Origin of the sequence: Pseudomonas sp. Bout1, from assembly GCF_034314165.1 — a bacterium.
Taxonomy (GTDB): domain Bacteria; phylum Pseudomonadota; class Gammaproteobacteria; order Pseudomonadales; family Pseudomonadaceae; genus Aquipseudomonas.
In genome coordinates, this window is the sequence record NZ_JAVIWK010000001.1 from 5,725,906 (window position 1) to 5,748,878 (window position 22,973).

Here is a 22,973-nt window from a genome sequence, read left to right on the forward strand (position 1 = left end):
AGCTTGCTCGCGAAGAACGCAAGAGCACATCGTTAAACCAGGCAATAGCTGTTTTCGTTAGCGTCCTTCGCGAGCAAGCCCGCTCCTGCAGCGGCGGCGTGTTGTTCGACAAACTCGGCGCTCAACTCGATCACTCGACGGTATTGCAGGTCGACGGTGATCATGTGATAGCAGTTATCCAGCAGGATCTTGGTCACGGGCCCGCCGAGGTGGCGCTCCACGTAATCGGCGTTCCAGCGGCTGGTGATATCGTCTTCGATCGAGTGCAGCACCAGGGCCGGCGTCTTGATCGACGGCATGAGTTTTTTCACCACGGCGTTCATCCGGTGCAACTCGCGCACGGTGATGCCCTCCATGGTCAACAGACCCGCCTGGCTGCTCTCCCCTTCCTTCATCTGCCGCTCGACGATCGCCCGCAGGCGTTCGTTCTTGATGCCGTAAGGTGGTTTTTCCTCGAAGCTGCAAATGTGTACGCCGAACGGAATTTTCATCAGCAACGGCGTCAGGAACGCCAGCTTGTGGATGCTCCAGCCGTCGTACTTCAGGGTGGTGGAGTACATCAGCAAGCCGGTGACCTGGCCCGGGAACTGCGACGCCACGTACATCGACATCACCGCGCCCATCGACAGGCCGCCGACGAACACCTGCTCGTGGCGCTGTTTCACGCCAACGAATGTCTTGCGTACGCCCTCGTACCAGTCCTGCCAGCCGGTGGCTTGCAGGTCGCTATTGTCCCCGCAGTGCCCGGCCAGGGTCGGCACGTACACCGTGCAATTACCGACCTTGGCCAAGCCCTGGGCCACCCGACGGAGTTCCGTCGGGGTGCCCGTCAGGCCGTGGATCAACAGGATCCCCACCGGACCGCTACCGAGAACGAAGCCGGCATCACCTTCACCGAGGTCGATCTCGTGGCCGATCACCGTTTGGTCGCTCGCACAAGCAGTTGCTCGAGCAGCTTGAGGCCCAGGTCGATTTCCGGGTAGGTGATTTCCAGCGACGGGGCCAGGGTAATCACGTTCTTGTAGTAGCCGCCCACGTCGAGGATCAAGCCAAGTTTCTGACCGTCCACCACCATGTCGCCCTTCATGCCTTCATCGACCATGTAGTCCAGGGTGGCCTTGTCCGGGGTGAAGCCGTCAGCGGTGCAGATTTCGCAGCGCAGCGCCAGGCCCAGGCCATCGACGTCGCCGATGATCGGGAAGCGCTTTTGCAGCTCTTGCAGGCCGGCCAGGAAGTATTTGCCCTTGGCCATGACCATCGCGCCGTAGTCGACTTCGCTGGTCATTTTGAACATTTCCAGGCCTACCGCAGTACCCAGCGGGTTGGATGCGAAGGTGGAGTGGGTGGAACCTGGCGGGAAGATCTTCGGGTTGATCAGCTCTTCACGCGCCCAGATGCCGCCCAGCGGGTTCAGGCCGTTGGTCAGTGCCTTGCCGAAGACGATCACGTCCGGTTTGACGTCGAAGTGTTCGATCGACCACAGCTTGCCGGTACGCCAGAAACCCATCTGGATTTCGTCGACGACCATCAGGATGCCGTGCTGGTCGAGGACCTGCTTGAGCTCGCTGTAGAAGTTCATCGGCGGGATCACGTAGCCGCCGGTGCCCTGGATCGGCTCGACGTAAAAGGCTGCGTATTCGCACTGGTTGGTTTTTGGGTCCCAAACGCCGTTGTATTCAGTTTCGAACAGACGGGCGAACTGCTGCACGCAGTGGCTGCTGTATTCTTCCTTGGTCATGCCTTTAGGGCCGCGGAAGTGATACGGGAACGGGATGAAGTTGGCGCGCTCACCGAAGTGGCCGTAGCGGCGACGGTAGCGGAAGCTCGAAGTGATCGAGGAAGCGCCCAGGGTACGGCCGTGGTAGCCGCCTTCGAAGGCGAACATCAAGCTCTTGCCGTTGGAGGCGTTACGCACAACCTTCAAGGAGTCTTCGATGGACTGCGAACCGCCCACGTTGAAGTGCACGCGACCGTCCAGGCCAAACTTGTTCTTGGCGTCGACGGCGATCATTTCCGACAGTTCGATCTTGCCTTTGTGCAGGTACTGGCTGGCGATTTGTGGCAGGGTGTCGATCTGCTGTTTCAGCGCGTTGTTCAGGCGCGGGTTGGCGTAGCCGAAGTTGACGGCCGAGTACCACATTTGCAGGTCGAGGTAAGCCTGGTCTTCGGTATCCCACACGTAGGAGCCTTCGCAGCGGCTGAAAATGCGCGGCGGGTCGATGTAGTGCACGGTGTCGCCGTAGGAGCAGTACTTGGCTTCTTTATCCAGAAGAACCTGGTCTTCTGCGGTAGCGATGCGGATATCAGACATGGTGGAAGAGTTCCTGATTGTCGGAAGACGTGTTGAAAGAGGTGGCGTTGGCGGCGATGCCCTGAGGCAGCTTTGCCAGCAATGCAGGCAGTTCGGCAAAGGTGTCGAACCGCACGTAAGGGATGTCGTTGGCTTCGCAGTAGTCGGCCAGGCTGGCCTTGGCAAACACGAAGTCGGCGGTAGAGGCCACGCACATGTCGGACTTGCCGTCGCCGATCACCAGCACGCGCTTGTTGCCCGGCGTGGACTTGCACTTGCAGTTGCCGGAAGCGGCGCGGCAGGCATCGCTGGAATACGGGAAGTCGATGCGCCAGCTGTTCTGGTCGACCTGGCGCAGGCGGTTGGCGAGGATCGGCAGCAAGGTCACGTAGTTGCGCGACAGGATCCGCGCGATGCCTTGCTCGATGCCATCGCTGACCACTTCAATGGAAGCACCCAGGCCAATCACGTGGTCGACGAAATCCGGGAAGTCCGGGTCGATCTCAACGCTGTCGAAATACGCCAGCAACTCGCTGGGCGTGGCCTTGATCAGGGCCAGTTGGCGGCTCAGGCATTCGCGTGAGCCGATGTGCCCGTCCAGCCATTCCTGTTCGATGGTTTCCCACTCGGGGCCGGCGAAGCGTTGGAGGACGTTGTCGATGACATCGGTGGGGGTGATGGTCCCGTCGAAGTCACACACGATATGCCAGTGAATCATCTGCCTTTCCTTGAGTTGGAGGGCTTGAGAAGGGGCGCGCTGTCTGCGCTTGCTAAGAGGGGTAGAGCAGGGATTGTGCCAAGTGGCCAAAGCCCAGCAGGGCTGGGGGTTCGGCGCAGGGGCCGGCGGATATGTGTCGATGGAGCTACAATTTTTGTAGCTCGCTACAAACAAGATGAGTGCTTGCGCAGCCAAGGGCGTTCGCGCGTTCATGCGCGCATGTTCAGATAAGGAAACGCTCCATGTTCAGGGTTACTTCTGCTGTATTCGCCGGTTTACTGGGGCTGTGGGGTGTTTGTGGCGACGTCCTGGCCGACGGCATCACGGGTGAGGTGGGCGCCGGTATCAGCTATCAGCCCCACGACCCCACCGCCAGCCGCTACGAAACGCGGCCCATCCCCTATTTCGACCTGGATTGGGGAAGCGTCAGCCTGGGCACCGACGACGGCTTGACCTGGAGCGCCCTCAATACCCACGGCATTACCGCCGGGCCCTACATCAATTACCTGCAGGGGCGCACCTCCAACGGTTCGCTGCAGGGCTTGCGCAATGTCTCGGACATGGCCGAGGTGGGTGGTTTCATCCAGTACGCGCCCGCAGACTTCTGGCGCATCTACGCCCAGATGGGCCAGGCCGTAGGCGGTGGTCGTGACCAAAGTGGCGTGCTGGGCAAACTCGGCGGCGAGCTGGGCTACCCGCTGGGCGGCGGTATCATCGGCAGCAGCGGCCTGATGGCGCACTTTGCCGACGCACGCCAGACCCAAACCTATTTTGGGGTCGACGCCAACGAATCCGCCTCCTCCGGCATTCGCCCGTACAACGCCAGCGGCGGTTTCCAGAACCTGACGCTGACCCAGAGTTTCGAATTCCCCCTGGCGCACAACTGGTCGCTGCTGACCAGCGCCAGTTGGGTCCACCTGGTGGGCTCGGCCTCCAACAGCAGCATCGTCAAGGAAACCGGGGACGTGAATCAGGGCCAGGTGCAGACGGCCATCAGCTACAAGTTCGAGTAGCCGATACACCGTTTGTTACTACGAGCATTTCGGCGGCAACCCGCACGTGCCGATTGCCCCACAGCAGCGTGAGGCGTGCGTGAAGGATATTGCGGTGTCACACGGGCTGGGCTTTTGGGTGGCACACCGCACGTAATGACGAACGTTCCCACGCTGTGCGCGGGAACGATCAATTCAGTTCTCTTCGCCTTCAGCCAGCAACGCTATCCCGCCGATAATCACCGCCACGCCCACCCAGTGCAGCACGCTGATGTGCTCCCCCAGGCCCAGCCAGGAGCCCAGCAGCACCACCACAAATACCAGTGAACTCAGCGGAAAGGCCAGCGACAAACTGCTGCGCCGCAGTATCAGCATCCACACGAAAAACGCGCCGATATAGCTGGCAATCGCCGCCAGGATCCCCGGGTTGCGCGCCACGTCTGCCAGCCATTGCAGGGTAAAATCCATCTGCCCCAATTGGTCGCCGGCCACCTTGGTAAACAATTGCCCGGCGCTTTCGGTGCCGATCAGCAACGCCCACAACACCACGGTGCCCAGGCGCCCGTGCAGCCAGCCGGCCGGCCGTTCGGGCGTCACGGCAATATTCTCTGAGTTCATGCTTGAGTTCCTGCAATAGCCACCAGCATCACGCCGGCAGTGATAACCATCGTGCCCATCCAGCGGCGGCGGCTGACGGTTTCACCGAGTACCACCTTGCCTGCCAGCACCACGCCGCAATACGCCAGCGCCGCTGACGGAAACAACAGGCTCAAGGGCGCCCGGGACAATGCCTCCAGCCATACGAAAAACTCGATCGCGTAGGCGCCGATCCCGGCCCACAACAGCGGCGCATTGAACACCTGGCCCCAGAATGCATTCAGGCGAAACCCGCCCTCCAGTTCCGGCAACCGGTCCAGGCCGATCTTGAAACACAACTGGCCAACCACATCGAGCACGATGGAAAAGGCCACCAGCAACACCACAGTCAGGGTCACGGAAACAGCTCCTCAAACAGATTGATCAACGCCTCGTTGGTCGCGGCGTTGCGCAGCAAGTCCTCTTCACTCCAGCGCTCGGCCGGCGGTTGGTCGGACTTGGCTTCCCAGCGCTTGAACGCGTTACTGAACGCCGGCGTCGCGAACTCGCCACACACATCAATGCCAATGATGCGCTTACTCGCAGCCAGCGCTCGCAGGGCTTGCAGCAGGTGGGTCAGGCGCATGCCGCCCTGGTCCCAGTTGGTGGCCGCGTCTTCGCTGGCGAGCACGTCTTTGTCGATGGTGATCCAGATCGCTTCGGTGGGCAGGCTGGCGATCATCTGCGCGAGGAACACGCTCCAGTCCAGTTCGGCCAGGTTTTGCCAGTGCAGGTGGTTTTCCTGCTGGTGGTGACCGGCGCCATCGCCCACCCGGCCCCAGACTTTCGACGGCGCGTGCTGCCAGGGAAACAGCTGCAAATCCCCACGTTTCAGGGCGCCAAGGTTGCCACCCCGTAACTGCGGGTTGTGCAGGTCATCGCTGCACGGGCCGAGGGTGACGATGCGTTTGATCGCCGGCATTTTCAGCGCCCGATTGACCCACGAGCCACAGTGGCGGCGCGGCGCAAAGCGCACCCAGTCGGGGTGGTTGTCGAAGTGGATCAGGCTGATGGGTTCTTTCAGGTCGGCCAGGAACGCCGGGGTCAGGTGGTGATAGTCGCCGGAGCCGACGAACAGGATTTCGGGCCGGGCGCCGGCGGGCCGGGGCCGCCGGGCCAGGCGTTCAGCAAAGCGCCTATAGGTTTTTTCGGTAGACCACAGGCGCAGCTTCGGGCCGAGGTCGAGCAGGTCCAGGCGCGTGGCCTGGCCGCTGGCAAGACGTTGGGCAATCGGTGCCTGGCCGGTGAGGCTGTGATCGAGGTCAAGAATGTTCAAGGAAATGTTTCACCTCCTGGCAGCGCCCATCCAGACACCGGGTTCATCACGCATGAACGCCGGCCGAATGGGCTTTAGGGGGTGAATGCAAGGGACGGGCCAGCGCTTAACCCTTGGTCTCGGCGATGATCTGCCGGATCGCTCCGACGAAGGCTTCTGCCGGTTGCCCGCCGCTGACTGCGTACTGGTCGTTGAACACGATGGTCGGCACCGAAGTCACCCCGCGAGACACCCACACCTGCTCCTGCTCACGCACCTGGGCTGCGTATTCAGTGGAGGCCAGGATTTCTTCCGCGCGCTGGCGGTCCAGGCCCACACCTTCGGCAATCGCCGCCAGGGTGGCGTGATCCGAGGGGTTTTGCTGGTCGGTGAAGTAGGCCTTGAACAGCGCTTCCTTGAGGTTGTATTGCAAGCCCTCAAGCCCGGCCCAATGCAACAGCCGGTGCGCGTCAAAGGTGTTATAGATGCGGCTCTGGCCGTCGGTGCGGAAGGCAAACCCGAGTTCGGCACCCATGTCGCGAATCCGCGCGCGGTTGGCCTGGGATTGTTCGGCGGTGGAGCCGTATTTTTCGCTGACGTGCTCGGTGATGTTCTGGCCTTCAGGGGCCATCTTCGGGTTCAGCTCAAAGGGCTGGAAATGAATCTCTGCCTGCACCTGCGCGCCCAGTTGGTCCAGGGCTTCGGTCAGGCCACGCAGGCCGATGATGCACCAGGGGCAGGATACATCGCTGACGAAATCGATTTTCAGGGGAGTACTCATGACTAGGCAACCTCGCAGGCATTAAACGCCAGAAAGGTCCCACGATACACCCCGCCAAGCCCTTACAAAACCTTCGCCGGCCCCACCGGGTCGATCTGTGCCCAATGGGCTGCATCCTGGCGGTGCTCTTGCAAATAGGGCAGCACCGCCGCCAGCAACGGCGCCTTGAACGCCTCCTGGAAACGATGCGCCAGGCCTGGGATCAGCCGCAACTGGCTGCCCTGGATATGCGCTGCCAGGTGCACGCCGTGCATCACCGGCAACAACGGATCGGCGGTGCCGTGCACCACCAGGGTCGGTACGCGCAGTTGGTTGAGCAGCGGCACCCGGCTCGGTTCAGCGAGGATCGCCATGATCTGGCGCTTCACCCCGTCGGGGTTGAACGCCCGGTCGTAGGACTGCGCCGCCTGCTGCAACAGCACCTGGCGATCATCCTTCACGTAGGGGCTGCCCAGCGCCGCCAACAGGTCGGCCTGTTGTTCCAGGGCCACTTCACGATTGGGTGCGCTGCGCCGTGACAGCAATTGCACCAGTGCTGCGCTCGGCGCCGGCAGGCCTTCGGCACCGGAGCTGGTCATGATCAGGGTCAGGCTTTCCACCCGCTGGGGCGCCATCGCCGCCAAATGCTGGGCGATCATCCCGCCCATGCTCGCCCCCAGCACGTGGAATTGCTGGATGTGCAACCCGTCCATCAGGCCCAGTGCGTCGTCGGCCATATCGGTCAGGGTGTAGGGCGCCGCCACCGGCAGGCCGAGCTTATAGCGCAGCACCTCAAAGGTCAGGTTGGCGCTGGCGGGCGCCTGGCGCCAGGTCGACAGGCCAACGTCGCGGTTGTCATAGCGGATTACCCGAAAACCTTGCTCACACAGGGCCACCACCACCTCGTCCGGCCAGTGAATCAACTGGCCGCCCAGGCCCATCACCAGCAGCAACGCCGGGTCGGAGGCGCGACCAATGCTCTGGTACGCCAGGCTTACCTGGTCCAGGTCCACCCGCTCAGTCGGGACATTCACATCACATCGAGACGCCGCAAAGGACGGCAGGCCGAACAATAGAGCGGCCATCAAAACCAACACACGCATGAAAAACACCGAAACGCAGAACCCCAGTAGAGCGCGAGTCTGATGAAGTTTGTTCAAGCGCGCTGCCACAGTTACGTGACAATTTCGTGAAGGGCGCCCAATGGTCATCCCGATATCTATCTATCACCGCAAGCCCGGGGCGCGCCCTTTTAATGAGCCATTGCCGGCACGACCGGTCTCATCAGGGCTACAGCGAACACCATCATGAGTGACTTCACTTTTTCACCCCAGTTAGCCTCCACCGCGATGTTGCGCCTGCTGCGTCGCCAAGACCACAGCCTGTACCAGGAAGCCGCCGCCCGCTGGCGCGACAGCCGCGAGGAACTGCACGCGCTGGTCGCCCAGGCACCTGGCGTGCGCGATTCGATCGAGCACCTGCTCAAGGAACAATTGCAGTTGGGCACCGCCCCCGCCGGCCTGGGTTTTCTCAAGACCGAACATCAGGATGAACACGCCGTGAGCCTGGCCGATGCCTGGGCGTTTATCTGCCAGTTCCCGGATATCCCGGCCACGCTGAACGCCCAAAGCACAGTCGTCGGGCTGGCGCTGCACCGGCTGTCGAGCCTGACGCCGGTGCAACTGCTGCAGCACCTCAAGGCGCTGAACCTGGCCCAATTGCTCACCGAACACTGGAACCAGTATTGGAGCAGCCGAGCTCCCGGCACGCCGTTGTCCCGGGCTGATCGCGCCGCACAACTGTACCGCCAGCACTTCGAAGCATGCAGCCAACTGGCGTTGGCCACAGGGAACCTGAGCGCCGCGCAACTCAAGCCGTTGCAACCCATCCTCAATCTCATGTCCCCGCCCAACGGCGCACCGGCTATCGAGACCTGGCAACTGGCGCTGGTGCTGCCCGGTGCGAGCAAAGTCAAACTGCCGGGCGCCTGGTTGATTACCGAGGCGGGTAAACCGCTGCTGACGCAAACCCTGTACCTGCCCTGCCGAAAGCCGACCCTGGTGCAGTTCAGCCAGCGCAGCGAGATGGAACACTGGTTGACCGCCCTGGCCCAGCAGTTGATACCGCCCGATGTTGCACCGAGCGCCGTCACCTTCGACTACAGCCCGCGCAACGGTGCGCTGGAACACGGCGTACAGGACCTGCTCTCCCACCTGCACACCGCCCAACTGGAAAGCCTGCGCAACCGCCATCGCAACGGCAGCGACCTGGGCCGTTATGCCGGCCATGCCCTGGACGATGCCGACCAGCTGGACCGCCAGCGCCGCGAAAACCCACTGCTCGCGGCGCCGCCCGGCCCGGACCTGGCAGCCGGGCCAGACGATGACGATCAGCCGGCACTGTTCGGCCAACTGAGCGCCGACATTGCCCTGAGCGAGCGTCTGGCCACGGTCAAACAGCAACGAAGCGCCCTTGAAGCGTTTTTGGGTGACGATCAACAATGGTCGGCTCGCCTGGCCTCATTGAAACCCTTGATGCAGGCGCTGGACGATGCAGAGCAGGCGGCCAACACCGCCGCCAGCGCCCTGCTCGACAAAAGAGGCGCCTTGCAGTGGCTTGAACTGCGGCATAAACCCAACGCTGACTACGACGTGCTGTACCACGCACGGCTCGCCGCGCTGCGCGCCGAAGCGGCCTTGCAGCAAGCACTCAAACAGATCAGTGCCGATGAACAGCACATGCTCCAGGCGGTACTCGACCACCCCGACACCCCTGCAAACCGTGCCGATGTCGCGGTTGCCCGCTTGATCCTGACCAGCAGCGACACCACCCAGGCCGATGAAGAACTGCACGGCCTGCTGCTGTTCACCCAGACCCCCGCGCTGACCTCCGCGGCCCCCCACAGCCTGTTGCTGTACTGGCCCGGCGTCAGTGGCGGCCTGCAGCGTTTTGCATCACGCCAAGCCCTGGAACAGGCGTTGCTCAAGCTGTCGGCCGAAGATCTTGGCGTAACCCTGCAATGGTCCGTCCTGACCGGCAACCCCTTCGAGTACTCGCTGCAACAGCAGCTGTATGCCAGTGAACAGCAGGCCGTAGGGTTGATCAAACGCTACCCGGCCCCCGCCTTCGCCACAGAGCTGGCCGAAGCCATGGGCAAGCTCCACGCGCAAACCCTGTTCGAGGTGCAAGCCCACCATCACCCGGCGCGGGAACTGGCGTACGGGCAACTGTTGCAGCAGCAGCGCAGCAGCAAACTGGCCAGCGCGCTACCGACGACACTGAGCCAACTTTCCGAAGATGAGCGAGGAGCGCTCAAGGCCCTGCTGCTGTCCCAGATCAAGGCCATGCAGCAGGCCGAGCAGTTGCTGCAGCGCGACCTGGAACCTTTCCAAGACTTCAGCCAGCGCCGCCTGGACGCGCGCCTGCGCGAAGACCTCATGCTTGAACAGCCGTTTGAGGTGCAACTGGACCTGCCTGACTCGGTGAGCCAGGAACGCGAATACCTGTCTGCGTATGCCGGCCCCGGCACTCCGTTCAAATACGTGACGGTCGCCAGCCAAGGCCGCGGCACGCTTTCCCTGCTGCAACTGGCGCAACAGAACATCGACCAGCCTCTGGCCCAGCGCTTGAGCTACATGAAGGTCAACGCCACTGGCTCGAGCGCAATCGAAGTCGACCGGCTGACCAAAGGCCTGACCCTCGATTACCTCAAGGTGCTGGTCAAGGAGCTGGACCTGGCGGGCGCCTACGAACAATTGATCACCCACACCTTCCTCGGCGCCCCGACAGACCCGCCCTTTGCCACCCAATATCGGCGCGAATGCCTCACCGAGCCCCTACGCCTGATGCTCGCCCTGCACGGCAAACTCGCCCGGGCCCAGGGCCTGCTCAACGACACCGAACTGCAGATATTGAACATCGCCATTGACGCCACCGACACCGCCGCCTGGCAGGTGGAAGGCAAACGCATTGTGCTGTTGCCTGCCCACTTGAGTGCCGGCGGCAAAGACACCGACCACGGGCCGACCACCCTGGCGGGTGTCACGTTTATTCAAGAGCAACAGTCAGGCGTGACACTGCTGTACCTGCCCGACATTCCGGACGGCCGCCACGTACGCCGCTATGCCAGCCTGGACCTCGCGCGCAAGGCGCTTTACGACCTGAGCCTGGGCAGCGGCATGAGTGCATATTTCGCCGGCCTGGCCATCAAGGGTGATACCCAGGCCCACCTCGCACGCCTCGCCCAGGCCCAACTGAAAAACTTCGACGGGATGTTCGCCGTCGGCCCCCGCTGGCCCGTCACCACCTCACTGGCCGGCCATTTGCTCAACGCCAGAATGGGTCGGTTGATCGAAGCCCACCGCGCCACTTCGCGCTCCAATGCCGCGCTGCTGCTGGAACAGAACGCCTTGCGCGCCGGGCTGGTGTTCAACTATCTGAAAATCGCGTTGGGGTTGGTGCCATTCGCAGGCTCGGTGATTGCCCTGTACGACGCCTGGACCAGCGCCAACCTGGCCGTGGCAAATTTCTTGCGCGGCGATGTTGGCCACGGCCTGGCGGAAGTCGAAGGCGTCTTGTTAGCGCTGATCGACTGCGCGATGGACGTTTTGCCCGGCAGCATCGCTTTGCCTGTAAGCGCCCGGGGAATCACGCGCCAGCGGCAATTGCGCAGCCTGGGCAGCAGCGCCGCTGGCCTGCAAGTGTCGAGCATCAGCCAGTCCCGCCGTGCCGCCCAGCGCTTCGCCGGTTACGAATACGAAGGGCTGGTGTCCCTGGCCGAAATGCAACCTCACGCCCACGGCCTTTATCGTCAGGTGTACCGCCATGCCACTGGCGACTTTATCGTGCGGCGCGGGCGCATCCACCAGGTCGAACTCGCGGGTGACCCGCCGGGCTGGCGCCTGAGCGGCACCCCCAGCAAAACCTACAAGCAGCCCATCACCCTTGATGAAAACGGCGAATGGGACACCCACTTCGGCGTGTACGGCGTTGCATTCAACGGCGGGCTGGTCGGTGGCGGTGGTGTGCTTGGGCATATGGCCGAGCGGCTTGACCCACTCTGGCCGCATGCAATTCGTGAACGCTTGCCCGTTTGGTGGACCGATCGTGCCCTGCGCCAGCAACTGCGCCTGCAAGACGAATCCATGGCACTGGGCAGCCAAGTGAGCAACCATATCCAAAGGGCGCGGCGACTGGGGGTGCGCTATATGAACGCGGCCCCCGAAGGCAAAACGCCCGCCTGGGATGATCTGCGACAGGCCTTGCGCGCAACGAATGATTTGGCCATCCGCCACGATCATGTACTGCAACAACTGCCTCAACCGGTTGGCCGGGATCGCATCAACGCCCTGCGCGGCATACGCCAGGCCAACGCCGCGATTATTGCCAGAAACACTATCGAACTCAGCAGGAAAGCAAGGCTCGACTTACAGGCGCTGGTGGCGCAATTCAGCGCATTGGCGCTCGACCATATCGACGCGGGCAGCGCGATCAACCTTCTGAATCAACGAAAAACTGTCAGTGTGGAGGTTCGCAAGACACTCGAAGACCTGGACCAATACGCCAAAGCGGCCAATGCCTGGCATCATAAAATCAGGAACGAGCGAGACTTCCAGTACACCGAAACCAATCCCGAGCGGCTGGAAGTCAACCGAAAGGAATTCGCGGACCTGAGCAAGGACCTCGCTGACCTGAATAACCAATTCGGCGCCGAGTATCGCCGCTATCTCAAGTTCAGTTTCAGCCTCGAGACCTTTTACCGCTACGACGCTATCAACGACCTGTCGTGGTTCTACCTGCACCAACAGGTATTCCGGCGCCATCTCGATATCACGCGGGCCCTTCAGATCCACTACACCCTGGGCCAATCCTCGGCCACGCGCTCCCAGCGCGCCATCATTCTGGAAGCCTGCATCCTGGAATACCAGAGATTCAGCCTTGACCTGAAAGCCTGGAACCTGGGTTACCCGCAGCACTTCGATCAACCGAACCTGGGCAGACTGCTCGACGACCTGGACGAAATGGTCGACCTCGGCCGTCAGGACCTGGGCCTCACTCCAGCCCGGCCGCAAAACGCCACCTTTCAGGTATTTACAACCGAAGACCATCAATTGATGGTCGGTACCGAAACAGCTCACCCGCAAACCCACGCCCGTCAATTCATCATCGAAACGTCTACGGGCCAAGTCGAAACCTGGCACCTTGACCCCCAAAGCAATCGCGCTCGCCTTGCCACCCCCACCCAGCCCCCGCCGGTCCCCGACAGCAGCGTTTCACGCAACACCCTGGTCCAGGAAGCCCAGTCCAGGCTCAATGACGTGGAGAGTCACCAAACCAATGCCCGACGATATGCCAGCCAGAACATGGCACCTGTGAATCTGGAGCACCTGCTGATCAGAGAGGCCGGCGAGCTGACGGTGCGAGCCAACCGGATTCACCGCGTGGCACCCGACGAGCCCATCATTGAACTGCTACGCAGCAAGGCGGATGAGCTGACCGTTACTGGACGCAAGTTGCGTATTGAGCAGTCGATGATCAGCAAGACCCCGACCAGTGGGTACCTCGATTACCTGCTCACGCCAGATCCGAAAGACCCAAAGCCCTGTGTACGCCTGAGCAAAATAGGTGAACGCATCGCCAATGGCAGACGCCAGGGCGGCCGCAGCGACTTTCTACAGGAGTACGCCGTGCACGACCTCAGTAAACCCAATGAACCCGTGCTGTGGTACGTCCATGCACATTACGACTCGGCAACAACGCCCTTCGACGCCGTTGTCAAAGCTCATTTGAAACTGCCGGAGCAACGTAACCTGGGCCTGGAATGGCAGAAGCAACAAACAACCCACACGCCCATTTGGCGTGGAGATATCAGTCGTGCGCTGTTCCTGAAGCACTTCGCCAGCCTATAAACCTGCGTTACCCGCGCCGCCCACCTCGGCGACGCGGTCGACAGCCATGCAAACATGAGACAAACTCACCCGATTCTAATTTGTCACAAGTTATATTCATGGAGAGCCCGTGCTCGAAATCCGCCACCTCAAGACCCTGCACGCCTTGCGCGAAGCCGACAGCTTGGTAGAAGCCGCTGAACGCTTGCACCTGACCCAATCGGCGCTGTCCCACCAGTTCAAGGAGCTGGAAGAACGCTTAGGGATGCAGTTGTTTGTGCGCAAGACCAAGCCGTTGCGCTTTACCAGCGCCGGCCTGCGCCTGCTGCAACTGGCGGACGCCACCCTGCCCTTGCTGCGCGGTGCCGAACGTGACATCGCGCGCCTGGCCGGCGGCACCGCCGGGCGTTTGCACATGGCCATCGAATGCCACAGTTGCTTTCAGTGGCTGATGCCCACCATCGACCAGTTCCGCGACGCCTGGCCCGAAGTCGAACTGGACCTGGCCTCCGGCTTCGCCTTCGCGCCGCTGCCGGCCCTCGCCCGTGGCGACCTGGACCTGGTGGTAACCTCCGACCCGCTGGAGCTGCCGGGCATCACCTATGTGCCGTTGTTCACCTACGAGGCGATGCTCGCCGTGGCCAACCAGCATCCGCTGGCGAACAAGCCGTACATCGTGCCCGAGGACCTGGTCAGCGAAACCTTGATCACTTACCCGGTGGAACGGGATCGCCTGGACATCTTCACGCGCTTTTTGGAACCGGCCGACGTGGAACCGGCCCAGGTACGCACCTCGGAACTGACAGTGATGATGATGCAGTTGGTGGCCAGCGGCCGTGGCGTGTGCGGCATGCCCCACTGGGCGCTGCATGAATACAGCTCCCGGGGTTATGTGAAGGCCAAGCGGCTGGGGGAGAAAGGCCTGTTTGCCACGCTGTACGCCGGGATTCGCGCCGACATGCTGGACGCACCGTACATGCGCGACTTTTTGCTGACGGCCAAGGACACTTCGTTTTCGACCCTGGACGGGGTCAGCGCGGTGCGCTGACGTGTTGCGGTTTCTGTGGTGAGGGAGCTTGCTCCCGCTGGGCTGCGCAGCAGACCCAAAAATCTCGGGGCCGCTTCGCGCCCCAGCGGGAGCAAGCTCCCTCGCCACAGCAAGCTCCCTCACCACAGCAAGCTCCCTCGCCACAGCAAGCTCCCTCACCACAGCAAGCTCCCTCGCCACAGCAAGCTCCCTCGCCACAGCAAGCTCCCTCACCACAGCAAGCTCCCTCGCCACAGCAAGCTCCCTCGCCACAGCAAGCTCCCTCGCCACAGCAAGCTCCCTCACCACAGCAAGCTCCCTCGCCACAGCAAGCTCCCTCACCACAGCAAGCTCCCTCGCCACAGCAAGCGCCCTCGCCACAAGATCAGGCAGGGATCAGCGAGGCGCGGTAGAACGGCAGGATCAAGTCCCGGGTCAGGGGCGCGAGATGCAAATCGCCGTCGCCGGCCGGGTCGATCCAGCGCACCTCTTCAATTTCGGCGGCCGGTGCCACCGGCTCGTAAATGTGCACCTGGAACAACTCGGCCTGCACCACACACCCCGGCTCGTTGGCCGCCGGGGCCGAGAACTGGCCCAGGTAAACCGCCGCCGCCGGGTCAATGCGCAGCCCCAGTTCTTCGTGCAGCTCGCGAGCCAAAGCCTCGGCAGGTTGCTCGCCGGCGTCGATCTTGCCGCCCGGCTGCATGAACGCCTCGGTGCCGCGCTTGCGTACCAGCAGGGTCTGGCCGTCGCTGCCGATCAGCAGGGCAGCGGCGATACGAATGATAGAAGTCATGCAAAGGTCGCCTTGAAAACAAAAGCGCAAGGATCCCATGAACCCGCCTTACCCCGAAAGCAATGCCTCATCCGGCTCCTTGATAAACACGCTGTACTTCGCCCCTTCCATCGCCTCGAAAGCAATCAGCTTGTCCACCAGCGGCAGGTTCAACACCTTGCCGGCATTGAGCAGCAGCATGCCGTTGTCGGCATTGAGGTTGCGCGCCAGCACCATGCCTTCGGCCAGTTCGCGGGTGGTCAGGACTTTCACCGTCGGGTCGCCCAACGTCACGTCGCTGAGGAACGCCGCGCAGGCCTGGATGAAGTCTTCCACCATGTCCGGGTCGTACAGGCGCCCGGCGTATTTGCGGATGTAAAGCAGCGCTTCATCGCTGTTCATCTGCCGCTCAAGGATCAAGCCGCGTTGCAGTTCGATGAAGTCCACCGCCAGCTTCAACAGGCGCGAGCCAAGGGGAATCGCATCGCCCTTGAGGTGGTCGGGAAAGCCGCTGCCGTCCCAGCGTTCCTGGTGGTGGCGAATCAAGCGGGCGGCATCTTTCATCGGTTCCAGGGTCATCAGCAACGACTCGCTCTGGGTTGGGTACGCCCGATAGCGCTCACGGTCGGTGCTGTGCAGCAGGTCGGCGGGCGCGATCATCATGCTGTCGCTCCAACTCAGCTTGCCGATGTTGTAGAGCGCCGCCGCCATGGTCAGGTCGCGGTTGCTGGCCTCGTCCAGGCCGTGGCCGTGGCACCAGGTACGCACCAGTTCGATGATTTGCCGGTTGGTCTGTTTGCTGCGCGGCAGGCGCAGGTTGGCCAGCAGCGAAAACACCTCGGTGCCGGTGGCGTAGCTGTGCTTGAGTTCTTCGTAGGCCAGGTCGAGCATGTCGGCGGTTTGCTGCAGCTCGCTGGTGCGCGAGGCCACGCGTTTTTCCAGGTTGCTGTTGAGCTGCTTGAGTTCGTCATTTTGCTGGCGGATCAGTTGTTCCAGGCGCAGGCGCTCACGCTCGGAATGTTGATGGGCCAGGGACTGGCGCAAGGCCAGAAGCAGCTCTTCGTCCTTCCAGGGTTTGCTGAGGTAGCGGTAGATCTGCCCTTCGTTGATCGCCTTGATGATCAACGTCAGGTCGGTTTCGCCGGTCAGCAGAATGCGTACGGTGTGCGGGTAGTCGTGGTGGATCTGCGCCAGCAGGGTGGCACCGTCCATGTCCGGCAGGCGCGCGGCGCTCATTACCAGGTCGACGGGTTGCTGCGCCAGAATGGCCAGCGCCTGAGCGGCGTCGGTGGCGCTGCAGACTTCAAACGGCTCCAGGCGCAGCAACTGCGTCAGGCGGTCCAGTACGTCGGTGTGTGTGTCAATCAACAGCACCACCGGACGGTCTACATTTACGAATGTCACTGACTCTCCCATGGGGCACCTCGTATGGCCTCGATGTGCGCTTCCTACGGTCAAGGTAACAGCCTCCTGGCTATTACCCAGCAGTTTAGTCGGCTTTTCCTTGCGGTAATGGCCTTATGATGTCACTTCGTCAGATGGACATAAAAAAGGGCCGCTTCATCGACTGAAGCGGCCCTGAGGCAAAGCGCTGCGTATCACGCCTCGGCGGGTTTGCCGGCCGAACCAAACGACGCAAACCGCTTGTTGAAGCCGGCGATACGGCCTTCGGACTGGGTCTTGCGCTGTTGGCCGGTGTACACCGGGTGCGAAGCGCTGGAGACGTCGAGCAGCACGTAGGGGTAAGTGTTGCCGTCGCTGTGTTTTTGCGTGCGGTCGGTGTCGACAGTGGAACCGATCAGGAAGAACACATCGGCGGCGGTGTCGTGAAACAACACAGTGCGGTAGTCGGGGTGGATACCAGGTTTCATAAGGCCTCCGGGGCGTCTGGGTGATCAGTAAGTGTTATACAGTAACACACATAATGCACCCAAACGAGAACCGATTGCAATAAGGATAGACCCCAGGCTTCTATGCCGCTTCCTGGAAGTCCATCTCCGGTGGCTGTTGGGAGAAGCCTCGCGTCAGAAAACCCAGGTACACCAGGCCAATTGCCAACCAGCTCAGGCCCAGGTAAATCGCCAGGTGATCGAGGCTGACCATCAGCCACAAGTCTGCCACCAGGCCGATGGTCGGGAACACCAGGAACAGCACCAGTTCCCGCAGCCCGCGCTGCTTGGCACCGATCCAGTAGTGGAAGATCACCGACAGGTTCACCAGGCTGAAGGCCAAAAACGCGCCGAAGTTGATGAACGACGTGGAGGTGGTGACGTCCAGCTTCAGTGCCAGCAAGGCGACCACCGCGCATAGCAGGATGCTGTTCACCGGCGTACCGAAGCGCGCATGCAAGGTGCCGAAGAACGACTTGGGCAACACCCCGTCGCGGCCCATCGCAAACAGCAACCGCGACCCGCTGGCCTGGGCCGACAGCCCCGAGGCGAACTGGCCGACGATCAGGCCGATCAGGAAGATCGACACGAACAGGTCTCCGCCAATGTTGCGGGCAATCTCGTAGGCGGCTGAGTCCACGTCGGTAAATTCGAACGATGGATGGGCGATCTGCACGAAGTACGACACACCGACGAAGATCAACCCGCCGATCAGGGTGATCAGCATGATCGCCCGGGGGATGGTGCGGCGTGGGTCGCGGGTCTCTTCAGTCAGGGTGCTGACCGCATCAAAGCCCAGGAACGAATAGCAGGCGATCGCCGCGCCGCTCATGATCAGCGGCATTTGCATCTGGCCGTTGAAGAACGGGGCAATGGTCCACAGTGGCTTGCTGGCGTCACCGCTCAGGTAGTGGATGCACAGCGCGACAAAAGCGATCAGTACCAAAAACTGCACCAGCATCAGCACCGCGTTAATCCCGTTGGCCAGTTTCAGGCCGATGATGTTGATCGCCGTGGTGATCCCGATAAACGCCAGCACCCAGAGCCATTGCGGCACCGCCGGGAAGGCCGAATGCAGGTAGGCCGCACCGATCAGCCAGATGGCCATGGGCAGGAACAGGTAGTCGAGCAACACCGCCCAACCGGCGATAAACCCAAGCTTGGGGCTGATGGCCTTGCGCACGTAGCTGTAGGCGGAACCGGCCACCGGAAACGCCGAGGCCATGCGGCCGTAGCTCATGGCGGTGAAGAACATCGCCACCAGGGCGGCCAGGTAAGCGGCCGGGACCATGCCGGCGGTGGATTGCGCCAGGATCCCGAAGGTACCGAGGACAATGATCGGTGTCATATAGGCGATGCCAAACAGCACCACCGACCCTAACGACAGGGTACGTTGCAAACGAGCCATGAGCGATTCTCCGCGCAATTATTAGAGTTATGGCAGAACTGAAGTCGGTGCAGCGAACGCAATAATTTTTATGGTTGAAACAGTTTTTAAGTGAGGTGCAGCTTTTTGTGGCGAGGGAGCTTGCTCCCGCTGGGCTGCGCAGCGGCCCCAAAAATCTTAGGGCCGCTTCGCGCCCCAGCGGGAGCAAGCTCCCTCGCCACAACAGCATCCGTGCCACAAAATCGGTGTCAGGTTTTAGGAATCAGCAGCTCCCGCGTGCCGTCGTTGCGCTCGATCACCTCCCCCGGCAATTTCAAGCGCTGGTCATCCAGGTAGCGATAGTCTTGTCGCGCCGCCGCCAATTGCCCAAGGTCCAGTTCAACGCTGAACTGCCCTTCGTCACGCCCGGCTTCAAACAGTAACGTGCCAAACGGGTCCACCAGCGCACTGCCACCGGCAAACATCAGGCCGTCGTCACCCGCTTCCACCCGGTTGACCATCAGCGCAAACGCCTGGTTTTCCTGGGCGCGGGCCATGATTGCGGTGCGGTGGGTGGGACCGTACGGGTCCATGTTGCCGTTGGTGACGATCAACACTTCAGCGCCCAACTGCGCCAGGGCGCGGGCGGTTTCCGGGAATTCGATGTCGTAGCAGATCAACAGGCCCACGCGTACGCCGTTCCACAGGCAGGTGGCGTAGCGGTCGCCAGGGGTGAATACGCCACGGTCCGAGGCCCACAGGTGGGTCTTGCGATAACGCAGGGCAATGCCATCGGGCGTGATCATCAAGGTGGTGTTATAGAATTGCCCCGCGTCGTTCTCGGCCATGCCGATCACCACGGCGATATTGCGGGTGCGGGCCGCCTGGATAATCGCCTGCACTGTCGGGCCATCCACCGGCTCGGCAATAGCGGCCACGGTGCCGGCGCTCGGAAAGCCCATCAGGTGGGTTTCCGGGAATACCACCATTCGGGTATCCGCCGCACACGCAGCAATCGCCGCCAACGCGCGCTCAAGGTTGTAAGCTGTGCCGTTATCGCGGCCTGCCAGTTGGGCAAATTCGACCTTCATGGTGATTCCTTGTTCTTTATCTGTGGCGCAGTATGCGCAGCCGCGAACACTCGGGAAATCACGCAGCCGGGTTAACCCTATGGGGGTAGATGCATGACATTGTCGCTGCAAGATATCGCCTGGCACCGTTCGGTGGGGCAAATGATAGACGCCCTGGACCTGCCCAACTTCTGGACCCAGCTTGTGCGGTTGCTCGACCAATATGTGCCGTTCGACAGTTGGGTGGTGTTGCTGTTCAGCAGCGGGCACAAGCCGCTGGTGTTCGCCGAATGCCCCGGCCAGGACGGCGAGCCAGACCACCTGTTCCAGGATTATCTCAACGGCCTGTACCTGCTCGACCCGTTCTACATCGCCAGCCGCGAACACTCGCGCACCGGGCTGTTTCGCCTGGCCGAAGTGGCGCCGGAGCATTTTGAGCTGACCGAGTATTACCAGCGCTACTTCCGGCTGAACGTGGTCGCCGATGAAATCCAGTTCAATTGCCAACTGCCGGACGGGCGCACGCTGTGCCTGTCACTCGGGTCCAGGCAGCGCTTTGACCGGGAACAGGTTGCCTTGCTGTCGCTGATTCAACCCTGGGTCTTGAGCCTGCTGCGCCAGCGCCTGCCTCATGAACTGCACGAGGTCAGCTGCGCCGAGCCGCCGTTGCACAATGACGACTGGGGTGCACAACTGACGGCGCGGGAATTGGATGTGGGCCGCTTGATGCTCAGTGGTTGCTCCAGCAAGGAAATCGCCCGCAAGCTGGAGATCTCGGTAGAGACCGTGAAAGTCCACAAGAAACACATGTACAGCAAGCTGGGGATCAAGTCTCAGTCAGAGCTGTTTTCGATTTTCCTGCAGGCGCAGAAGGGCTAGGGCGCCCCCATGTGCTTAACCAATCCAACAGCCTGAGCACGACCTCCTTGACGAACACTGGCGTGGCTTCGTTTTTGGCGACGGCCTCGGCATAACCTTTGAAGATTGATACCAAGTCCCCCCGGGCGGCGCCACTGAGCGACGTTTGCAGGCCATCGTTCAGGGTTTTTTCAAGCCCGCTTTTCGCACCGTCCATCATGCCGGCAGTGCTGCCATCCGACTTTTCGACGCCCAGGGCCATGTTGCTCAGGCCCGGGAACATCCATGCCCTGTTGCCGATTGCGCCGGCGATATTCTGCGTCATGTTTTTCGGCGTAACGTCCAGATTCGCCCCCTCATCCGCAAGCAAAGCGACGGCCTGGCGAGGTTCGACGGCTTTCTGGCTCAACAGGAACCTGACGACCGGGTTGTCGGGCACTACTGCGGCGTGGCACGTGCGTCCAGGCCGTTCCTGCGCCTGATCATCCGCTTGAGGCGCTACATCGTTCGCCTTCGCATGATCCGGGGGCGATAGCGCTTCTTGTTGCGGCGCAGGCCGAGACACATAGCGATCAGGGGCAATCGAAACACTGATACTCATAACCCATTCACTCCTGGCAGAAGTTGACGCAGTGGATTTGCGTCCTACGCCCATAGTGGCAAATGCCTCAGGAATGGTTCCCGGGGCGGGCCAGCGTCACGGCCGGTAAAATGCGCCCCAGAGCGGTCAATCCTTGTTCGGGGTTTGAGTACAGGCGCAGAATGGCGGATCGACCTGTAGAGTTGAACCTGAGGAAAAACCGTATGAGCCTGTCGTTACTAAGCCGCTACGCGTTCTTTGCCGTCTGCGTTATTTTCACCCTCGCCAGCATGCCGTTCATCGAGCACGAATGGCTCTGGCCCATCGCCGTCGTCACCGGCATCCTCAGCCTGATCGGCATTTTCGACCTGTTGCAAAGCCCTCACGCGGTACGCCGCAACTACCCCATCCTGGGCAATATCCGTTACCTGGTGGAAGGCATCCGCCCGGAAATCCGCCAGTACCTGCTGGAGTCCGACAGCGACGCCCTGCCCTTCTCCCGGGCCCAGCGCTCGCTGGTCTATTCCCGTGCCAAGAACGAAAGCGCCGACAAACCCTTCGGCACGTTGATCGACGTGTACCAGTCGGGCTTTGAATTTATCGGCCACTCCATGCGCCCCGCGCCGTTGAGCGACCCCAGCGCGTTTCGCGTGATCGTCGGCGGCCCGCAGTGCACGCAACCCTATTCGGCCTCGGTGTTCAACATCTCGGCCATGAGCTTCGGCTCACTGAGCGCCAACGCGATTCGCGCCCTTAACCAGGGCGCCAAGCTCGGCAACTTTGCCCACGATACCGGCGAAGGCAGCATCAGCCCGTACCACCGGGAACACGGCGGCGACCTGACCTGGGAGCTGGGCAGCGGCTACTTCGGCTGCCGCACCAGCGCCGGCCTTTTCGACCCGGAACGCTTCGCCGTGCAGGCGCAGAACCCGCAAGTGCGGATGATCGAAATCAAGATGAGCCAGGGCGCCAAACCGGGCCACGGCGGGATCCTGCCCAAGCACAAGGTCACCAGGGAAATCGCCGAGACCCGCGGCATCATGATGGGCGAAGACTGCATCTCGCCGTCGCGTCACAGCGCGTTTTCCACCCCGATCGAGATGATGCAGTTCATCGCCCAGTTACGTGAACTGTCGGGCGGCAAGCCAGTGGGCTTCAAGTTCTGCCTGGGCCACCCGTGGGAGTTCATGGGCATCGCCAAGGCGATGCTCGAAACCGGCATCCTGCCGGACTTTATCGTGGTGGACGGCAAGGAAGGCGGCACCGGCGCCGCGCCCGTGGAGTTCACCGACCATATCGGCGTGCCCCTGCGCGAAGGCCTGTTGTTTGTGCACAACACCCTGGTGGGCTTGAACCTGCGCGACAAAATCAAGCTGGGCGCCAGCGGCAAGATCGTCAGCGCCTTCGACATCGCAAGCGTGCTGGCCATCGGCGCCGACTGGGCCAACTCGGCGCGCGGTTTCATGTTCGCCATCGGCTGCATCCAGTCGCAAAGCTGCCACACCAACAAATGCCCCACCGGGGTGGCCACCCAGGACCCGTTGCGCCAACGCGCACTGGTGGTGCCGGACAAGGCCCAGCGCGTGTTCAACTTCCACCGCAATACGCTGAAGGCTTTGGCAGAAATGCTCGCTGCCGCCGGTCTCGACCACCCTTCACAACTATCGGCCAAGCATCTGGTGCGGCGCATGTCGGCCACCGAGATCAAGCTGTTCTCGCAGCTGCATGTGTTCCTCAAGCCGGGCGAATTGCTCACCGGCGAAGTGAACGGCGAGTTTTATTCGCGCATGTGGCAGATGGCGCGGGCAGACAGTTTTGAGCCGAATGAAGTCGCTGCGGCCTGAGCCTCACACCCAAAAATCCCGCTGAA

Annotated in this window: 19 protein-coding genes; 5 read left to right on the forward strand and 14 right to left on the reverse strand. The window is 61.8% G+C overall.

From position 1 onward, the window contains the following. Positions 1 to 32: 32 nt before the first annotated feature. From RGV33_RS26535 to RGV33_RS26545, 3 genes are read right to left on the reverse strand one after another with little or no spacing between them, the layout of a single operon-like run. Positions 33 to 920, reverse strand: coding sequence for an alpha/beta hydrolase (locus RGV33_RS26535; protein WP_322147216.1), 888 nt, complete (start codon positions 918 to 920; stop codon positions 33 to 35). Further along, positions 917 to 2,311, reverse strand: coding sequence for an aspartate aminotransferase family protein (locus RGV33_RS26540; protein ID WP_322147217.1), 1,395 nt, complete (start codon positions 2,309 to 2,311; stop codon positions 917 to 919). The genes RGV33_RS26535 and RGV33_RS26540 overlap by 4 nt, the downstream gene beginning before the upstream one ends. Next, positions 2,304 to 3,008: an MtnX-like HAD-IB family phosphatase gene (locus RGV33_RS26545; RefSeq protein ID WP_322147218.1), complete on the reverse strand. Its 705-nt coding sequence runs from the start codon at positions 3,006 to 3,008 to the stop codon at positions 2,304 to 2,306. The genes RGV33_RS26540 and RGV33_RS26545 overlap by 8 nt, the downstream gene beginning before the upstream one ends. 242 nt (positions 3,009 to 3,250) lie before the next feature. Here RGV33_RS26545 and RGV33_RS26550 point away from each other — a divergent pair, with 242 nt between their 5' ends. Next, on the forward strand, positions 3,251 to 4,021 hold the full coding sequence (locus RGV33_RS26550; RefSeq protein WP_322147219.1) for a MipA/OmpV family protein: 771 nt from the start codon (positions 3,251 to 3,253) through the stop codon (positions 4,019 to 4,021). 174 nt (positions 4,022 to 4,195) lie between these two features. Here RGV33_RS26550 and RGV33_RS26555 read toward each other — a convergent pair whose 3' ends face one another. From RGV33_RS26555 to RGV33_RS26575, 5 genes are all read right to left on the reverse strand, one after another. Continuing rightward, positions 4,196 to 4,618, reverse strand: coding sequence for an EamA family transporter (locus tag RGV33_RS26555; RefSeq protein ID WP_322147220.1), 423 nt, complete (start codon positions 4,616 to 4,618; stop codon positions 4,196 to 4,198). After that, complete coding sequence (locus RGV33_RS26560; RefSeq protein ID WP_322147221.1) at positions 4,615 to 4,995, reverse strand: transporter; 381 nt, start codon at positions 4,993 to 4,995, stop codon at positions 4,615 to 4,617. Before RGV33_RS26560 ends, RGV33_RS26555 begins: the two co-directional genes overlap by 4 nt. Next, on the reverse strand, positions 4,992 to 5,912 hold the full coding sequence (locus RGV33_RS26565) for an arginase (protein WP_322147222.1): 921 nt from the start codon (positions 5,910 to 5,912) through the stop codon (positions 4,992 to 4,994). The genes RGV33_RS26560 and RGV33_RS26565 overlap by 4 nt, the downstream gene beginning before the upstream one ends. Positions 5,913 to 6,018: 106 nt before the next feature. Further along, the gene (locus tag RGV33_RS26570; protein ID WP_322147223.1) at positions 6,019 to 6,672 is read right to left on the reverse strand and encodes a DsbA family oxidoreductase; all 654 of its coding nucleotides are present in this window, start codon (positions 6,670 to 6,672) and stop codon (positions 6,019 to 6,021) included. A 62-nt stretch (positions 6,673 to 6,734) separates the two neighbouring features. Continuing rightward, entirely contained in the window at positions 6,735 to 7,754 is a 1,020-nt protein-coding gene (locus tag RGV33_RS26575; RefSeq protein ID WP_322147225.1) for an alpha/beta hydrolase, read from the reverse strand. A gap of 204 nt (positions 7,755 to 7,958) precedes the next feature. On the opposite strand from RGV33_RS26575, the gene RGV33_RS26580 reads away from it, so the two are divergent. Both RGV33_RS26580 and metR read left to right on the forward strand, forming a co-directional pair. After that, positions 7,959 to 13,559, forward strand: a complete 5,601-nt coding sequence (locus RGV33_RS26580) for a dermonecrotic toxin domain-containing protein (RefSeq protein ID WP_322147226.1) — start codon at positions 7,959 to 7,961, stop codon at positions 13,557 to 13,559. 109 nt (positions 13,560 to 13,668) lie between these two features. Continuing rightward, positions 13,669 to 14,586, forward strand: coding sequence for a transcriptional regulator MetR (metR, locus tag RGV33_RS26585; RefSeq protein ID WP_322147227.1), 918 nt, complete (start codon positions 13,669 to 13,671; stop codon positions 14,584 to 14,586). A gap of 364 nt (positions 14,587 to 14,950) precedes the next feature. Here metR and RGV33_RS26590 read toward each other — a convergent pair whose 3' ends face one another. From RGV33_RS26590 to RGV33_RS26610, 5 genes are all read right to left on the reverse strand, one after another. Next, a complete protein-coding gene (locus RGV33_RS26590) occupies positions 14,951 to 15,361 on the reverse strand; it encodes an NUDIX domain-containing protein (RefSeq protein WP_322147229.1) in 411 nt (136 codons plus the stop codon). Positions 15,362 to 15,409: 48 nt separating this feature from the next. Then, positions 15,410 to 16,756, reverse strand: a complete 1,347-nt coding sequence (locus RGV33_RS26595; RefSeq protein WP_322147230.1) for an HD domain-containing phosphohydrolase — start codon at positions 16,754 to 16,756, stop codon at positions 15,410 to 15,412. Positions 16,757 to 16,938: 182 nt separating this feature from the next. After that, positions 16,939 to 17,211 (reverse strand): type B 50S ribosomal protein L31, encoded by a 273-nt coding sequence (locus tag RGV33_RS26600; protein WP_322147232.1) that lies wholly within the window; start codon positions 17,209 to 17,211, stop codon positions 16,939 to 16,941. Between the two features lie 100 nt (positions 17,212 to 17,311). Next, positions 17,312 to 18,637: an APC family permease gene (locus RGV33_RS26605; RefSeq protein ID WP_322147233.1), complete on the reverse strand. Its 1,326-nt coding sequence runs from the start codon at positions 18,635 to 18,637 to the stop codon at positions 17,312 to 17,314. Positions 18,638 to 18,864: 227 nt separating this feature from the next. Then, positions 18,865 to 19,686, reverse strand: a complete 822-nt coding sequence (locus RGV33_RS26610; RefSeq protein ID WP_322147234.1) for a carbon-nitrogen hydrolase family protein — start codon at positions 19,684 to 19,686, stop codon at positions 18,865 to 18,867. A 93-nt stretch (positions 19,687 to 19,779) separates the two neighbouring features. Here RGV33_RS26610 and RGV33_RS26615 point away from each other — a divergent pair, with 93 nt between their 5' ends. Further along, positions 19,780 to 20,544, forward strand: a complete 765-nt coding sequence (locus RGV33_RS26615) for a helix-turn-helix transcriptional regulator (RefSeq protein ID WP_322147235.1) — start codon at positions 19,780 to 19,782, stop codon at positions 20,542 to 20,544. Here RGV33_RS26615 and RGV33_RS26620 read toward each other — a convergent pair. Continuing rightward, positions 20,492 to 21,124, reverse strand: a complete 633-nt coding sequence (locus tag RGV33_RS26620) for a hypothetical protein (RefSeq protein ID WP_322147236.1) — start codon at positions 21,122 to 21,124, stop codon at positions 20,492 to 20,494. The genes RGV33_RS26615 and RGV33_RS26620 overlap by 53 nt on opposite strands. 203 nt (positions 21,125 to 21,327) lie before the next feature. Here RGV33_RS26620 and RGV33_RS26625 point away from each other — a divergent pair, with 203 nt between their 5' ends. Continuing rightward, positions 21,328 to 22,947, forward strand: coding sequence for an FMN-binding glutamate synthase family protein (locus tag RGV33_RS26625; RefSeq protein ID WP_322147237.1), 1,620 nt, complete (start codon positions 21,328 to 21,330; stop codon positions 22,945 to 22,947). Positions 22,948 to 22,973 lie beyond the last annotated feature (26 nt).

Coding starts and splice junctions, on each gene's coding strand:
- RGV33_RS26540 (WP_322147217.1), bottom strand. CDS start 2,311: ATGTCTGATATCCGCATCGCTACCGCAGAAGACCAGGTTCTTCTGGAT.
- RGV33_RS26545 (WP_322147218.1), bottom strand. CDS start 3,008: ATGATTCACTGGCATATCGTGTGTGACTTCGACGGGACCATCACCCCC.
- RGV33_RS26550 (WP_322147219.1), top strand. CDS start 3,251: ATGTTCAGGGTTACTTCTGCTGTATTCGCCGGTTTACTGGGGCTGTGG.
- RGV33_RS26555 (WP_322147220.1), bottom strand. CDS start 4,618: ATGAACTCAGAGAATATTGCCGTGACGCCCGAACGGCCGGCCGGCTGG.
- RGV33_RS26570 (WP_322147223.1), bottom strand. CDS start 6,672: ATGAGTACTCCCCTGAAAATCGATTTCGTCAGCGATGTATCCTGCCCC.
- RGV33_RS26575 (WP_322147225.1), bottom strand. CDS start 7,754: ATGCGTGTGTTGGTTTTGATGGCCGCTCTATTGTTCGGCCTGCCGTCC.
- RGV33_RS26580 (WP_322147226.1), top strand. CDS start 7,959: ATGAGTGACTTCACTTTTTCACCCCAGTTAGCCTCCACCGCGATGTTG.
- RGV33_RS26590 (WP_322147229.1), bottom strand. CDS start 15,361: ATGACTTCTATCATTCGTATCGCCGCTGCCCTGCTGATCGGCAGCGAC.
- RGV33_RS26595 (WP_322147230.1), bottom strand. CDS start 16,756: ATGGGAGAGTCAGTGACATTCGTAAATGTAGACCGTCCGGTGGTGCTG.
- RGV33_RS26600 (WP_322147232.1), bottom strand. CDS start 17,211: ATGAAACCTGGTATCCACCCCGACTACCGCACTGTGTTGTTTCACGAC.
- RGV33_RS26605 (WP_322147233.1), bottom strand. CDS start 18,637: ATGGCTCGTTTGCAACGTACCCTGTCGTTAGGGTCGGTGGTGCTGTTT.
- RGV33_RS26610 (WP_322147234.1), bottom strand. CDS start 19,686: ATGAAGGTCGAATTTGCCCAACTGGCAGGCCGCGATAACGGCACAGCT.
- RGV33_RS26615 (WP_322147235.1), top strand. CDS start 19,780: ATGACATTGTCGCTGCAAGATATCGCCTGGCACCGTTCGGTGGGGCAA.
- RGV33_RS26620 (WP_322147236.1), bottom strand. CDS start 21,124: ATGAGTATCAGTGTTTCGATTGCCCCTGATCGCTATGTGTCTCGGCCT.
- RGV33_RS26625 (WP_322147237.1), top strand. CDS start 21,328: ATGAGCCTGTCGTTACTAAGCCGCTACGCGTTCTTTGCCGTCTGCGTT.